At 64.6% G+C, this 14630-nt stretch carries 12 protein-coding genes and 1 pseudogene; 8 read left to right on the forward strand and 5 right to left on the reverse strand.

The window, feature by feature from the left end:
• Positions 1-129 precede the first annotated feature (129 nt).
• Positions 130-2469, forward strand: a complete 2340-nt coding sequence (gene metE, locus OVA06_RS07585) for a 5-methyltetrahydropteroyltriglutamate--homocysteine S-methyltransferase (RefSeq protein ID WP_268157386.1) — start codon at positions 130-132, stop codon at positions 2467-2469.
• A gap of 123 nt (positions 2470-2592) precedes the next feature.
• Here the strand turns inward: metE and OVA06_RS07590 are convergent, their stop codons facing one another.
• Both OVA06_RS07590 and OVA06_RS07595 read right to left on the reverse strand, forming a co-directional pair.
• A complete protein-coding gene (locus OVA06_RS07590; RefSeq protein ID WP_056079669.1) occupies positions 2593-3099 on the reverse strand; it encodes a DUF2004 domain-containing protein in 507 nt (168 codons plus the stop codon).
• Between the two features lie 45 nt (positions 3100-3144).
• Positions 3145-4062 carry a LysR family transcriptional regulator gene (locus OVA06_RS07595; RefSeq protein ID WP_056079666.1) on the reverse strand — a complete coding sequence of 306 codons (918 nt, stop codon included), beginning with the start codon at positions 4060-4062 and terminating at the stop codon, positions 3145-3147.
• A gap of 186 nt (positions 4063-4248) precedes the next feature.
• Here OVA06_RS07595 and OVA06_RS07600 point away from each other — a divergent pair, with 186 nt between their 5' ends.
• The 7 genes and pseudogenes from OVA06_RS07600 (at position 4249) to nrdF (ending at position 12186) form a co-directional block, all read left to right on the forward strand.
• Positions 4249-5598 (forward strand): NAD(P)/FAD-dependent oxidoreductase, encoded by a 1350-nt coding sequence (locus tag OVA06_RS07600; protein WP_268157389.1) that lies wholly within the window; start codon positions 4249-4251, stop codon positions 5596-5598.
• A 14-nt stretch (positions 5599-5612) separates the two neighbouring features.
• On the forward strand, positions 5613-6377 hold the full coding sequence (locus OVA06_RS07605) for a DUF1365 domain-containing protein (protein WP_268160683.1): 765 nt from the start codon (positions 5613-5615) through the stop codon (positions 6375-6377).
• Positions 6374-7744 carry a class I SAM-dependent methyltransferase gene (locus OVA06_RS07610; RefSeq protein ID WP_268157391.1) on the forward strand — a complete coding sequence of 457 codons (1371 nt, stop codon included), beginning with the start codon at positions 6374-6376 and terminating at the stop codon, positions 7742-7744. Before OVA06_RS07605 ends, OVA06_RS07610 begins: the two co-directional genes overlap by 4 nt.
• Before the next feature lie 397 nt (positions 7745-8141).
• Positions 8142-8387 (forward strand): glutaredoxin-like protein NrdH, encoded by a 246-nt coding sequence (gene nrdH, locus OVA06_RS07615; protein WP_015937305.1) that lies wholly within the window; start codon positions 8142-8144, stop codon positions 8385-8387.
• 103 nt (positions 8388-8490) lie between these two features.
• Positions 8491-8961, forward strand: coding sequence for a class Ib ribonucleoside-diphosphate reductase assembly flavoprotein NrdI (gene nrdI, locus OVA06_RS07620; RefSeq protein ID WP_268160686.1), 471 nt, complete (start codon positions 8491-8493; stop codon positions 8959-8961).
• Positions 8962-8981: 20 nt separating this feature from the next.
• A pseudogene (gene nrdE, locus OVA06_RS07625) lies at positions 8982-11103 on the forward strand (class 1b ribonucleoside-diphosphate reductase subunit alpha).
• A 108-nt stretch (positions 11104-11211) separates the two neighbouring features.
• Entirely contained in the window at positions 11212-12186 is a 975-nt protein-coding gene (nrdF, locus tag OVA06_RS07630; protein ID WP_015937302.1) for a class 1b ribonucleoside-diphosphate reductase subunit beta, read from the forward strand.
• A gap of 132 nt (positions 12187-12318) precedes the next feature.
• Here the strand turns inward: nrdF and OVA06_RS07635 are convergent, their stop codons facing one another.
• From OVA06_RS07635 to OVA06_RS07645, 3 genes are read right to left on the reverse strand one after another with little or no spacing between them, the layout of a single operon-like run.
• Positions 12319-13239: an NmrA family NAD(P)-binding protein gene (locus OVA06_RS07635; protein WP_268160689.1), complete on the reverse strand. Its 921-nt coding sequence runs from the start codon at positions 13237-13239 to the stop codon at positions 12319-12321.
• Positions 13240-13293: 54 nt separating this feature from the next.
• On the reverse strand, positions 13294-14058 hold the full coding sequence (locus tag OVA06_RS07640; RefSeq protein WP_268157393.1) for an SCO1664 family protein: 765 nt from the start codon (positions 14056-14058) through the stop codon (positions 13294-13296).
• Entirely contained in the window at positions 14058-14609 is a 552-nt protein-coding gene (locus OVA06_RS07645; RefSeq protein ID WP_268157395.1) for a DUF3090 domain-containing protein, read from the reverse strand. Before OVA06_RS07645 ends, OVA06_RS07640 begins: the two co-directional genes overlap by 1 nt.
• Positions 14610-14630 lie beyond the last annotated feature (21 nt).

Consider the following 14630-nt stretch of genomic DNA (forward strand, 5'->3'; position numbering starts at 1 on the left):
GCCTCGGCACCACCAGCCCCAAATACACCCAGCACAGCACCATTCGCCCTGCGTCCACGCCGAGCGCTATTTGCCATGCCCGCAGATACAAGCCCACAGAGGCCTGTATCCCATTCTTAGGAATCTCCCATGACTGAACAGAACACCGCCCGCATTCCGTTCCCCGCCGCTTCCCTCCTCGGCTACCCGCGTATCGGCCGCCGCCGCGAGCTGAAGAAGGCCGTCGAAGCGTACTGGGCCGGCAAGATCGACGCGTCAGCACTGGACGCAGCCGCCAAGGACATCCAGCTGACCACAGCCAGGCGGCTTCAGGAGCTCGGACTGACCGAAGCCGCAGCCGTTCCCGGCACGTTCTCCTTCTACGACCAGGTGCTTGACGCCACCGCACACCTGGGCGCCGTTCCTGCACGTTTCGGCAACCTCCTGAACGCTGAGGGTCAGCTGGACATCGACGGCTACTTCACCCTTGCCCGCGGCAACAAGGAACAGCAGCCGCTGGAAATGACCAAGTGGTTCGACACCAACTACCACTACCTCGTCCCGGAAATCGGTCCCGAAACCAAGTTCGCCCTGGCATCCAACCGCATCGTTGAAGAATTCGCGTTCGCCCTTTCGAACGGCATCGAGACCCGCCCCTACATCGTTGGTCCGGTCACGTACCTGCTGCTGTCCAAGGCCTCCGACGACGCTCCCGCCGGGTTTGCGCCGCTGTCCCGCCTTGAGGACATCCTGCCGGTCTACGCCCAGCTGCTTGAGAAGCTTGCAGCCGCCGGCGCCGGCTGGGTCCAGCTCGACGAGCCCGCCCTGGTGGTGGACCAGGACACGCCTGCAGCCGACATCGAGGCAGCCGTGGCCCGGGCCTACGACGTCCTTTCATCGGCTGCCAACCGGCCGCAGATCCTGGTCTCCACGCCTTACGGCTCCCTGGACGGCCAGCTCGGTACGCTTGCCGCCACCAACATCGACGCCCTGCACATTGACGTCTTCAAGGGTGCGGTTCCCTCCGCGGCTGCACTCGCCGCTCTGGGCAACAAAACCCTGGTTGCCGGCGTCGTTGACGGCCACAACATCTGGCGCAACGACCTCGCCGCTTCCGCTGCAAAGCTGGATGAGCTGAAGGCCGCCGCCGGCAGCCTCGCAGTGTCCACGTCCACCTCCACCCAGCACGTTCCGCACGACGTCGCCGAGGAAACCCAGCTGTCCGACCAGTTGCGCAGCTGGCTGGCCTTCTCCGACCAGAAGGCCGTCGAAGTCAAGGCTCTCGCCTCCTACCTGGCGGACCCCGCTTCTGCCCAGGCAGCCATCGACGAGGCCTCCGCCCTGATCGCCTCCAGGGCCACCGCGGAAGGCGTCCGCCGCCAGGACGTCCGTGCCCGCACCGAAGGGCTGACCGCAGCTGACTTCACCCGTTCGGAGTACTCCGTCCGTGAAGCCGCCCAGGAAGAGGCCCTGAGCCTGCCGCCGCTGCCCACCACCACCATCGGTTCGTTCCCGCAGACGTCCGAAATCCGTTCGGCCCGTGCCCGCAACAACAAGGGCGATCTCACCAATGGGCAGTATGAGAAGCTCATGAAGGACGAGATCAAGCGTGTCGTGGACCTGCAGGAAGAGCTTGGCTACGACGTCCTGGTGCACGGCGAGCCCGAGCGCAACGACATGGTCCAGTACTTCGCAGAGAACCTCGAAGGCTTCGACGTCACCGTCCACGGCTGGGTCCAGTCCTACGGCTCGCGTTGCACCCGGCCTTCCATCCTGTGGGGCGATGTCACCCGCAGCGCCCCCATCACGGTGGCCTGGGCAGAGTACGCACAGTCCCTCACCAGCAAGCCGATGAAGGGTATGCTCACCGGTCCGGTCACCATCCTTGCCTGGTCCTTCGTCCGGGACGACCAGCCGCTGGGTGAAACCGCCAACCAGGTGGGGCTGGCCCTTCGCGACGAGATCGCCGATCTCGAGGCCGCAGGCATCAGGATCATCCAGGTGGACGAGCCCGCACTGCGCGAGCTTCTGCCCCTGCGCAAGGCAGACCACGCCGACTACCTCAAGTGGTCCGTTGACTCCTTCCGACTGGCCACCGCCGGTGCAGCCGACGCAACCCAGATCCACACCCACCTCTGCTACTCGGAGTTCGGTGTGATCATCGACGCGATCGACGGCCTGGACGCAGATGTCACCTCCATCGAGGCCGCCCGCTCCCGCATGGAGGTAGTGCACGACCTTGAATCCCACGGCTTCGGCCGCGGCGTTGGACCGGGCGTCTACGACATCCACTCGCCGCGCGTTCCGGGTGAAGCGGAAGTCACCGAGCTGCTGTCCACCGCCGTCAAGCACGTCCCGTCCCGCCAGCTCTGGGTCAACCCTGACTGCGGCCTGAAGACCCGCGGCTACGCCGAAACCGAAGAGTCGCTGCGCAACCTGGTCAAGGCAACGCAGGCCGTCCGCGCGGAACTCCTCGAAGGCGCCAAGTAACGCAACAGGGCTAAGGGAGCCCGCAGAGGTTCAAGGTCCGGTGCGCCCGGCGCGCCGGACCTTGAGAAGCGGGACGACGCCGGCTGGTCACCTGGGTGACCAGCCGGCGTCGTGCATTTCAGCTCAGGATTCCCAGACGATTTCGTCGTCTACCACGCCGTCCTCGTCGGCGGAGGCAACCAGCACCTCGTCCGTAAAGTGCTCGCCCAGCGTGAAGTCCAGGACAAAGTAGCGCTCGGGCTGCCCGGGGTAGATGGCGAGGTGGCCCAGCTTCAGGGCCTTGAGGAAGACATCATTGGTGAGCTGGCTGCGTTCCTCCACGCCAAACACCTTCTGCAGGTGCTCATCCTTGAGGGCGTTGCAGTGGAAATGCAGGTACTCCTGCGGGCTGGTGCCTTCCTGGTCGAGTTCCTCGGCGATCATCTCGCGCACTTCATCAACAAGTTCGGGCAGGAAGCGGAGCCGGTAGTCCACCTTGCGCAGGGCCGCTTCATCGAAGTGGTCGTGGGCGGTGACATTAAGGTCGATCTTGAGCGGGTGGCCACGCAGCTCATGCTTGGCGGCGAAGAGGTGGTCGCTGCCGTGATTGAGCTCAATCTCGCCAAAATGCTGGCTGGCTACCTTGTTCATAGATTCAACATAGCCCCGAAGCGCAGCGCATTCCAGCGTTCAGGCCTAATTCACCGCGGTGCGCATTCCGGCCAGGGTCTCGGCCAGCAGGTCGACAAAAAGCTGCACCCTGGCCGTTTTCCGGTCATTGATCAGGAGCGCGAAAACGTTGCGCGCAAGCCGGATTTCGGGGACGTCGAGCACCACGACGCCGGCGGGCTTGTTCCGCAGCGCCAGTTCGGGGACCAGCGCTGCACCCAATCCGGCAGCCGCCATTTCCAGGCTGGCGTGGAAATCGTCGCTGTGCGCCACAACGCGTGGGTGGAGGTTGCAGCCGGCAAACAGCCGTTCGATCACCATGGCGTCGCTGGTGCCCGGATGGTGCATGATCCACGGCATCTCGGACAGGTGTTCGGCTGCCACCCCGGCGTCCGGCCGGAATCCCCAGTCGCGCGGAAGGACCACCCGGAAATCGTCGTCGCCAATCCACTGCCTGTTAATGGTGGCCGGCCACGCCACCCCTGTCTGCCCCACCTGGAAGACCACGGCGAGGTCCAGGTCTCCTCCCGCGCGCAGCCCCTGGATGGTCTGTCCCGGTTCGGCCACCGAAACGCGGAGGTCGATGCCGAGGTTCTTCCAGGCCGGATTCTTCAGGATCCGGGGGAGGACGTAAGTGGCGAGGCTGGGGAAGATGCCCAGCCGGAGTTCCTGGCTGGAGGCATCCTGGGTTTTGGACGCGGCGGCCATCAGGGCCTCGATGTCGGTGAGCACCTTGGCCGCGTGCCTGGTCATGACGACTGCGGCCTCCGTGGGCACCACGCTGCGCGCCGAACGCTGGAACAGGATGGTGCCCGTATCCCGCTCCAGGGCAGACATCTGCTGGGACACCGCCGACGCCGTGTAACCCAGGGTTGCCGCCGCGGCCGCGAACGAGCCCAGGCGGGTGACCTCCATCAGAGTCTTCAGGTGTACCGGATTGACCACCTGCCAACAGTACTCCGAGTGCCTTGCCCGTAGGGTTGGACAAAAAGAGGCGGCAATCCGCCCATCCGCTGCAGGACCGGCGCCGAATTGCCGTTTGTATAGCCGGCCAGCGGCAGATGTTCAGCAGAGGAGCATGGATTGTCACCTAACCCAGCAGCGAGTGGGGGCGAGAGGCGGCGCGTTGCCGTGATCGGCAGCGGAGTGGCAGGCCTGACCGCCGCCTATGTCCTCAACCGGCAGGACGACGTTACGTTGTTCGAGGCCGATTCCCGCCTGGGCGGGCATGCCCACACCCACGACATGCCCCAGCCGGACGGCTCCCTGATGGGTGTGGATACGGGGTTCATTGTCCATAACGAACGCACCTATCCCACTCTCCTGAGGCTGTTTGCCGAGCTCGGCGTCGAAACCCAGGACTCCGAGATGAGCATGTCCATCCGCTGCGAGGGCTGCGGCCTGGAGTACGCGGGGGCCCGTGACGGAGCCCGCGGCATCATTGCCCGCCCCTCCAGCCTGCTGCGCGGACGCTACCTGCTGATGCTGCTGGAAGTCACCCGGTTCTACAGCAGGGCCCGCGCCCTGCTGAAGACTGCCCCGGCCTCGGCCGTGAGCGGCGAAGCACAGGCCCCTGAACCCACGCTCGGAGAGTTCCTGGCCCGCGAAAACTTCAGCCAGTACTTCATCTCCCACTTCATGACACCCGTGGTCAGCGCGGTGTGGTCATGCGATCCGACCACCGCACTGAACTATCCTGCCCGCTACCTGTTCACCTTCCTCGGCCACCACGGATTGCTCGGCCTCAAGGGCTCGCCGCAGTGGCGGACGGTCACGGGTGGATCTGCGCGGTACGTGGAAAAGCTGGCCGCGACGCTGCCGGACGTTCGGCTCAACACGCCTGTTACCGCCATCCGGCGCCACGACTCGGGTGTGGAGCTCGCGGCCGGAGACACGCTGGAAGACTTTGACGCTGTCGTGATTGCCACCCATCCGGCCCAGGCCCTCGGGTTCCTCGCCGACGCCACCCCGGAGGAGAAGGAAGCGCTGGGCGGCATGCCGTATTCCGTGAACCACACCGTCTTCCACCGCGACCCGGCCGTGCTGCCGTCCGCGGAGAACGCCCGGGCCTCCTGGAACTACCGTTTGCCATCCTGCGATGCCCGGCCGGACAGGGTCCTGGTCAGTTACGACCTCACCCGCCTGCAGCGGCTTGAACCGCAGGACGGCCGCCCCTACCTTGTCAGCCTCGGCGAGTCCGATCTCATCGGAGACGGCACCGTGCTGGAGCGGATGGTGTACGAACACCCCCAGTACACGCCGGAATCGCTGAAGGCGCAGGAGGCGATTTCCGCCCTGGGCGACGGAAAAATTGCTTTTGCCGGCGCCTACCTGGGGTGGGGATTCCACGAGGACGGAGCCCTTGCCGGAGTCCGCGCCGCGGAAAAGCTGGGCCGCCGTTGGGCTCCCGTCCAGGCCGGCCCCGCGGATGCTGCCGACGAGGGGGAGCGCGAGTTCGCCCAAGCGGCGGAACCCTCGTGAGCTACGGTGTAGCCATGAACGCCGGCACAGCCATCACCGATGGTGCCGCGGCCCCTGCGGCGGCCATCTACCGGACCTCGATTTCACACGTGCGGCAAAGCCCGCTGAAGAACGCGTTCACCTACCGCAGCTACAGCTGGTTCGTCGACGTCGACCGGCTGCCCCGCGTGCCCGCCTGGTTGCGGCCGCTGGCCGGATTCCACGCCGGCGACCACCTCGGCGATCCGGACGAAACCATCCGGTCCAACGTGGAACGCTACCTTCGGACCCAGGGCACCGAGCCCGACGGCGGCGCCATCCGCATGCTGGCAAGCGCCCGGGTCTTCGGCTACGTCTTCAACCCGCTGTCCCTGTTCTGGTGCTACCGGAGCGATGGCGACCTCCAATGCGTCGTGGCCGAAGTCCACAACACATACGGTGAGCGTCACTGCTACCTGCTCCGGACGGATGCGGCAGGCCGGGCCTCCGTGCCCAAAGCCTTCTACGTTTCGCCCTTCAACGACGTCGACGGGCAGTACCGGATGAAGCTGCCGGCCCCGGGGGAGCGGCTGGCCGTGTCGATCGTGCTGGAACGCGAAGGCCAGCGGCCCTTCGTGGCCACCATGGACGGACGGCGGCGTCCCGCCACCGCACGGAACATCGTTGCTGCCGCCATCCAGGTACCGGCCGCGCCGCTGCTGGTATCCGCCCTGATCAGGGTGCAGGGCATTAAACTCTGGGCAAGACGCCTGCCCGTCGTCACCAAGCCACACCACACCTCACAGGAGGCAGTTCAATGACAATGACGGACGACAACGGCACCGCCGCAGCCCACCCCAAGGCAAGCAGCCCGGCCGGGGGCAACGGCCCCGCCGCCTGGACGCCCACCGGAGTGCCGGCATCGCCCGCCACCATCAATCCGGAGATCTGGCCGGGAGTTGCCCAGCCGCCGTCGGGAGCCAAAGCTGCCGTGGCAGGCAAAGCCGCGGGCCTGCTCTTTAAAGGGGCCGCCAGGCGGCTGCCCCTCCGCGTGGCGTACCCGGACGGAACGGTCCTGGGCATGGGCGGTCCCGAGGCGCCGGTGATGACGATGGTCCGGCCGGAGGCTTTCGAGGTCCGGATCGGTGACAACGGCCTGATCGGACTCGGCGAATCCTTCATGGCCGGCGACTGGGAAGCCAGCGACCTCGCAGCCGTCCTGGAAGTCTTCGCGGCATCCGTGGACAGCCTTATCCCCATGCCGCTGCAGAAGCTCCGCTCCCTGTACCTGCCGCGTACACCCCGGCAGGAACGGAACGCCGAGCAGAACACGCGAAGCAACATCTCACGGCACTACGACCTGTCCAACGAGCTGTTCGCCAATTTCCTTGACACCACCATGAGCTACTCGTCAGCCCTGTTCCCATCGTCTGCGGGACCGCTGGACTCCGTGGACTTCGGCGTCCTGGCGGACGCGCAGCAGGCGAAGATCGACAGGTTGCTGGACAAGGCAGGCGTGGGCGAGGGAACCAGGCTCCTGGAAATCGGCACCGGCTGGGGCGAGCTTGCCCTGCGGGCCGCAGCCCGCGGCGCCAGCGTTTACAGCGTGACGCTCTCCAGCGAGCAGCAGGCGCTGGCCCAGGCGCGCATTGCCGAGGCCGGGTACGCGGACAAGGTGACGGTGGCACTGCAGGACTACCGGGCCGTGGAAGGCGAGTACGACGCCGTGGTGTCCGTGGAGATGATCGAGGCAGTGGGCTACGAGTACTGGCCCATCTACTTCCAGACCATCGACCGCGTCCTGGCTCCGGGCGGGAAGGTGGCCATCCAGGCGATCACCATGCCCCACGGCCGGATGCTGGCCACGCGCAACGCCTACACCTGGGTGCACAAGTACATCTTCCCGGGCGGGTTCCTGCCGTCCGTGCGGGCCATCGAAGGGGTCACGCAGCAGCACACCACCCTCCGCGTGCGGGAGCGCATGGGGATGGGGGACCACTACGCCGCCACCCTCCGCCTGTGGGAGGAGCGCTTCCTGGCCAGGTCCGCCGAGGTGGACGCGCTGGGCTTTGATGCGGTGTTCCAGCGGATGTGGCTGTTCTACCTCTGCTACTCACGTGCCGGGTTCCAGTCCGGTTACCTGGATGTCCAGCAGATCGTGCTGGACCGGCGGGAGGCGCAGCTCTAGCGCCACCCTCCCCGGATGAAAGCTGGGGGGCGCACGACGCCGGCCTGCCGCCGTCGTGCGTTTGCTCACCCAAGGGGGTTCCGAAGGTCACTTCGGGACCCCCTTTTGGTTGCCCGGGGCCGTCCCGCGGACGGCCGCGACACGCCGTCTTTTCCCCGACACGCTGGGCTTTAAATGTGGCTAAGTACTCCACAGGGTGTGGACGGTGTTCACGAAATTGCCGGGATTCCGGACATTTTGAGGGGGCCCGCCTGTGGATTAAAGGTGCATTAAATGACATACTTGTAATACATCATCTAGGGGTTCCTGAGCGGCGTCTGCACTACATGTAGTATCGACATACAGCTTGGACGGGGACACCGGACCAGCGAAGATTTCGACTAAGGGGACAGGGACAATGACCGTAACGGTTTACACGAAGCCTGCTTGTGTTCAGTGCAACGCCACCTACCGCGCTCTTGATAAAAAGGGCATCACCTACCAGAGCGTTGACATCTCCCAGGACGCCGAGGCACTCGACCGCCTGAAGGCGCTGGGCTACATGCAGGCTCCCGTTGTGGTCACTGACCAGGACCACTGGTCCGGCTTCCGCCCGGACAAGATCGAGGAACTCGCGCTCTCCGCAGTCTCCTCTGTGGCCTAGGGATTCCGCTTTTCCTTCAAACCAGCCAGCTGAGGTGACTTCCATCGCAGCACCAGCAGCACAGCAGGGACGCAGGGCCCTGCGCAACCACGCGGCTCAGCGCGTGGAGGTGTCCCCGCCCGTCCGGGCATCGGATGAAACCGAAGCAATCCTGACCGGCAGCCAGCTCATCTACTTTTCCTCGACTTCCGAGAACACCAGCCGCTTCGTTGTGAAGCTCGGCCGGGAAGTGGCCCGGATCCCGCTTTATGCGAAGGACGCACCCCTCCTCGCCACCCGGCCATTTGTGCTGGTAGTGCCCACTTATGGCGGCACCGGGGGAGAGGGGTCCGTCCCGAAGCAGGTCATCCGGTTCCTGAACAACCCGCAGAACAGGCAGCTGCTCCGCGGGGTGATCGGCGCCGGAAACACAAACTTCGGGGACAACTACTGCCTGGCGGCGGACATCATCGCCGCCAAATGCCAGGTACCCCACCTTTATCGATTCGAACTTATGGGAACGCCGGAAGACGTCACCCGGGTCAACCAAGGATTGGACACGTTTTGGACACGACTGTCGCAGACACAGAAGTAACCATGGCCCAGAAGCCTGAGATGCCTGCCGCCTACAAGGGTTTGGGCTATCACGAGCTGAACGCGATGCTGAACCTGTACGGCCCGAACGGAGAGATCCAGTTCGGCGCCGACCGTGAGGCTGCGCACCAGTACTTCCTGCAGCACGTTAACAACAACACCGTGTTCTTCCATGACCTGGAAGAGAAGCTCGAGTACCTGGTCAAGAACGATTACTACGAGCGCGAGACGCTCGACCAGTACACGATGAACTTCATCCGCGAGCTCTTCAACCGCGCGTACAAGAAGAAGTTCCGCTTCGAGACCTTCCTGGGCGCGTTCAAGTTCTACACGTCCTACACGCTAAAGACGTTCGACGGCAAGCGCTTCCTGGAGCGCTACGAGGACCGCGTGTGCATGGTGGCCCTGCACCTGGCCCGCGGCGACGAAAAGCTGGCCCTCCAGATGGTGGACGAAATCATCGACGGCCGCTTCCAGCCCGCAACCCCCACGTTCCTGAACGCCGGCAAGAAGCAGCGCGGCGAGCTGGTCTCCTGCTTCCTGCTGCGCATCGAAGACAATATGGAGTCGATCGGCCGCTCCATCAACTCCGCCCTGCAGCTGTCCAAGCGCGGCGGCGGCGTGGCGTTTGCGCTGACCAACATCCGCGAGGTGGGCGCGCCCATCAAGCAGATCGAGAACCAGTCCTCCGGCGTCATCCCCGTGATGAAGCTCCTCGAGGACAGCTTCTCCTACGCCAACCAGCTCGGAGCCCGCCAGGGCGCCGGTGCCGTGTACCTGCACGCCCACCACCCGGACATCTACCGGTTCCTGGACACCAAGCGCGAGAACGCGGATGAGAAGATCCGCATCAAGACCCTCTCACTCGGCGTCGTCATCCCGGACATCACGTTCGAGCTGGCCAAGAAGGACGAGGACATGTACCTGTTCTCGCCCTACGACGTCGAAAAGGTCTACGGCATGCCGTTCTCTGACGTCTCGGTCACCGAGAAGTACTACGAGATGGTGGACGACTCCCGGATCAAGAAGACCAAGATCAAGGCCCGCGAGTTCTTCCAGACCCTCGCCGAGATCCAGTTCGAGTCCGGCTACCCGTACATCATGTTCGAGGACACCGTGAACCGGGCCAACCCGATCGACGGCAAGATCATCATGTCCAACCTGTGCTCGGAGATCCTCCAGGTTTCCCAGCCCACCACGTACAACGATGACCTGTCCTACGATGACACCGGCAAGGACATCTCCTGCAACCTGGGCTCGCTGAACATCGCGAAGACCATGGATTCGCCGGACTTCGGCCTGACCATTGAAACGGCCATCCGGTCCCTCTCGGCCGTGTCCGACATGTCCAACATCACCTCGGTGCCCTCCATCGCCAAGGGCAACGACCAGAGCCACGCCATCGGCCTGGGCCAGATGAACCTGCACGGCTACCTGGCCCGCGAGCGGGTCCACTACGGCTCGGACGAGGGCCTGGACTTCACCAACATCTACTTCTACTCGGTGGTGTACCACGCGGTCCGCGCCTCCAACCTGCTGGCCATCGAAACCGGCCAGACGTTCGGCGGCTTCGAGAAGTCCAAGTACGCCTCGGGTGAGTTCTTCGACAAGTACACGGAGCAGGAATGGGTGCCGCAGACCGAAAAGGTCCGCGAACTCTTCAAGGACGTGCACATCCCCACGCAGGCTGACTGGCTGGCGCTGAAGGCTTCGGTCATGGAGCACGGCATCTACAACCAGAACCTGCAGGCTGTTCCGCCGACGGGCTCGATTTCCTACATCAACAACTCCACCTCCTCGATCCACCCGGTGGCGTCCAAGATCGAGATCCGCAAGGAAGGCAAGCTGGGCCGCGTGTACTACCCCGGCGCCGTACCTCACCAACGACAACCTGGAGTACTACCAGGACGCGTACGAGATCGGCTACGAGAAGGTTATTGACACCTACGCCGCCGCCACCCAGCACGTGGACCAGGGCCTGTCGCTGACGCTGTTCTTCAAGGACACCGCCACCACCCGCGACATCAACAAGGCCCAGATCTACGCCTGGAAGAAGGGCATCAAGACCATCTACTACATCCGTCTCCGCCAGCTCGCGCTGGAAGGGACTGAGGTAGAGGGCTGCGTCTCCTGCATGCTGTAGCCCCGCTGGTCGAGCCTGTCGAGACCAAAGGTTGAGTACGACGGCGGGTGCCCGCCCGCCGTCGTACGCTTTAACTTAGAGAAACCCACCCAACGCTTAGGGGATGACATGACCGAAAAGGTCAAGCTGCTTAGCCACGTCGAGGCCATCAACTGGAACCGCATCCAGGACGATAAGGACGTCGACGTCTGGAACCGCCTGGTGAACAACTTCTGGCTGCCGGAGAAGGTGCCGTTGTCCAACGACGTCCAGTCGTGGAACACGCTGACCCCCGTCGAGCAGCAGCTCACCATGCGAGTGTTCACCGGCCTCACCCTGCTGGACACCATCCAGGGCACCGTGGGCGCTGTCTCCCTGATCCCTGATGCGCTGACCCCGCACGAAGAAGCCGTGTACACGAACATCGCGTTCATGGAATCCGTGCACGCCAAGAGCTACTCCTCCATCTTCTCCACGCTGGCCTCCACCAAGGAGATCGACGAGGCATTCCGCTGGTCCACCGAGAACGAGAACCTTCAGAAGAAGGCCCAGATCGTCATGGACTACTACCAGGGTGACGACCCCCTGAAGCGCAAGGTGGCCTCCACCCTGCTGGAGAGCTTCCTGTTCTACTCGGGCTTCTACCTGCCCATGTACTGGTCCTCGCGTGCCAAGCTCACGAACACGGCCGACCTGATCCGCCTGATCATCCGCGACGAGGCCGTGCACGGCTACTACATCGGCTACAAGTTCCAGCGCGCGCTGGAGACCGTGTCCGAGGAACGCCGCCAGGAAATCAAGGACTACACGTTCGAGCTGCTCTTCGAGCTGTACGAGAACGAGGTCCAGTACACCCACGATCTCTACGACGGTGTTGGCCTGGCAGAGGACGTCAAGAAGTTCCTGCACTACAACGCCAACAAGGCCCTGATGAACCTGGGCTACGAGGCCATGTTCCCGGCGTCCGTCACCGACGTGAACCCGGCCATCCTCTCGGCACTGTCCCCGAACGCGGACGAAAACCACGACTTCTTCTCCGGGTCCGGTTCCTCCTACGTGATCGGCAAGGCCGTGAACACCGAAGACGAGGACTGGGACTTCTAAGTCGTTCCTGTTGCAGAGCAAATGGCCCCCAGCCACATCGGGGGCCATTTGTGTGTGCTGCAGGCTGGGCGCCGTCTGCAGCACTCGTGTCCGGTGGGGCCGGGGAACCAGGACGGTTCCCGCGGTCAGCGGTCAGCGGTCCGCCGTTGCCTTCCTGATGTGCGTTTCGAGGACATCCCGGACTGAGGTCCACGCGTGGGTGCCGTAGCGGTTGTTGTCCACGTGGCGGAGTTCGGCCTCGCCGCTGAACATGCTGACGAAGTACTGCATGCCCTGCCACGCGGGGAAGGCGTGGTCGTTGTCCCTCGAAAAGCGCCGGCCAACTTTGCTCATCATCGACAGGGTTCGGGTGGTACCGGCCCATTGCAGGGAGAAGGGTGTTCCCGTGAGCTCGGACATTGTCCGGGCGATGTCCCGGGCTGTGGCACGGTCGCCGGCGATCTCCACGACCCTGGGCGCGTCGTCATCGAGGGCGACGCGTGCGACGACGTGTGCGACGTCGTCCTTGGTGGTGAAGTCGAGAATCTGATCCGCTGAGGACCAAAACAGGACCCGGCGACGCTCAAAGAGGATCATGGGCGCCTGCCCGGTGAGCATGTCGGCGAAAGCGCCGTTCAGGACCGAAGTCACGCGAACGGGTGCGGCGTCGAGTTCGGCGGCGAACTCGCGGCGGAGCTCAAAGTTGCGGTTGCTGCCGGGAGTGATCCGACGGTAATCCGCAGAATAGTCCGACGGGATGAACCTTGCCACGCCGGCTTCGACAGCGGCCGCGAGGAGGGCCCGCTGCGCATCGACGATGACCGGACGGGCCCCGCTGACCGCCGAAATAACGGTGTCGACGCCGGACAGTGCTGACGCGAGGCCGGCCCGGTCTGCGTAGGAGGCCTCGTGGACCTCCACGCGATCCTCCCCGCCGTACATGGCCGGGGCTGTCCCGCTCCCGGGTCGTGTCAGGACCCGGACCAGGGTGTCGCCGCGGAGGAGGTCCCGAACGATGCGGTGGCCGAGGTCACCTGTAGCTCCGGCAACGAGGACGGTTTTTGCAGTGATGATGTTCTCTTCTCGGTAGGGCTTGTCAGTGCTGCGCCGGCGGGCAGGGGTGAAGGCTCAGAACAGCGGCCATGGGACGGCAGGCATCCCGCCGGCCGGAGCCGGGAACCGGGCCGCCGAGCGCAGCCGTGCACAGCGCACGGCAAGCGATGCGATCTCATCGACGCTGAGCAGGTCAGCGAGGTCCCGGCCCAACTTCCCGTCCAGGCCCTCGCTCACACGCTCAATGCCCTGCAGCTCGTCGCTGCCCAGGTCTTCGCCCAGCCACCCCCACAGCACCGTGCGCAATTTGTGGTCAGTGTGGAAGGTCAGCCCGTGGTCCACGCCGTGCCGGTGCCCGCCGGCCATGGCGAGGATGTGGCCGCCCTTGCGGTCGGCGTTATTCACCACGACGTCGAACACGGCCATGCGCCTCAGCGCCACAGAGTCCTCGTGAAGGAGGGCGACAGTCCGCCCGGTCTCGTCCTCGCCTTCGAGGACGTGGCGCCAACCGGACTCGGGCGCCTCTTCCGGCGAGAAAATGTCCACCGCCTTCTGGCCGGGGTCCGGCTCCTGCCACAGCTGCACCATGCCTTCGCCCAGTGGACCGTCCCGCAGCCAGGTCCGTGGCACGATGTTCCAGCCGAGTGCCTCCGAGACCAGGTAGGCGGCGACCTCCCGGTGGGCGAGGAAACCGTCGGGAAAATCCCATAACGGCTTCTCCCCGGCGATCGGCTTGTAGACAACGGTCGTCTCGCCGACGCTCCCCACGAAGGTGGCATTCGACGCCGTCGTGATTCGCCCGGTGAGGGTCAGGCCGCCGGTCGGCAGGTCGGCGGGCATCAGGCCTCGGGCAGGGTGCAGACGTGCCCCTCGGGATCTACGGGGTAGCCGCACAGCGGGCATGCCGGACGCCCGGCGCCCACGATCTCACGCGTGCGCTTGGCGAAGGCGCGCGCGGTACCCACCGGCATCCGTACCAGCAGCATTTCGGGGACCTCGGCATCGTCGACATCGGGTATTTCGCCGGTATCAGCATCGATTTCGATGATGGGGTAGGCCTCAATGACGATCTGCGCCGTTGCCGGGTCCCACCCCAGGCTCATGGCGCCCGTCCGGAACTGCTCCTCGACCGTCTCGAGCTGGTCATTGTCCACCAGTTCGACGGGTGTGCCTGCGGGAACGCTGAACGGATTTCCCTCGATGGTGCCGAGCTGATCGAGGATGTCGTCGATCTTTTCAGCCAACTCGGCTGACTGCTGCTTCTCCAACGCGATACTGACAATCTGTTTACCCGTGCGGACCTGCAGGTAAAAAGTGCGTGCCCCCGGAACGCCTATGGTGCCGATGACGACCCGGTCAGGCCAGGCAAATTCGTGAACAAGTGTGGGCATATCTGTATTTTAGGCACATGG

The organism is Pseudarthrobacter sp. SL88 (assembly GCF_026672455.1).
In the GTDB taxonomy this organism is placed as follows: Bacteria; Actinomycetota; Actinomycetes; order Actinomycetales; family Micrococcaceae; genus Arthrobacter.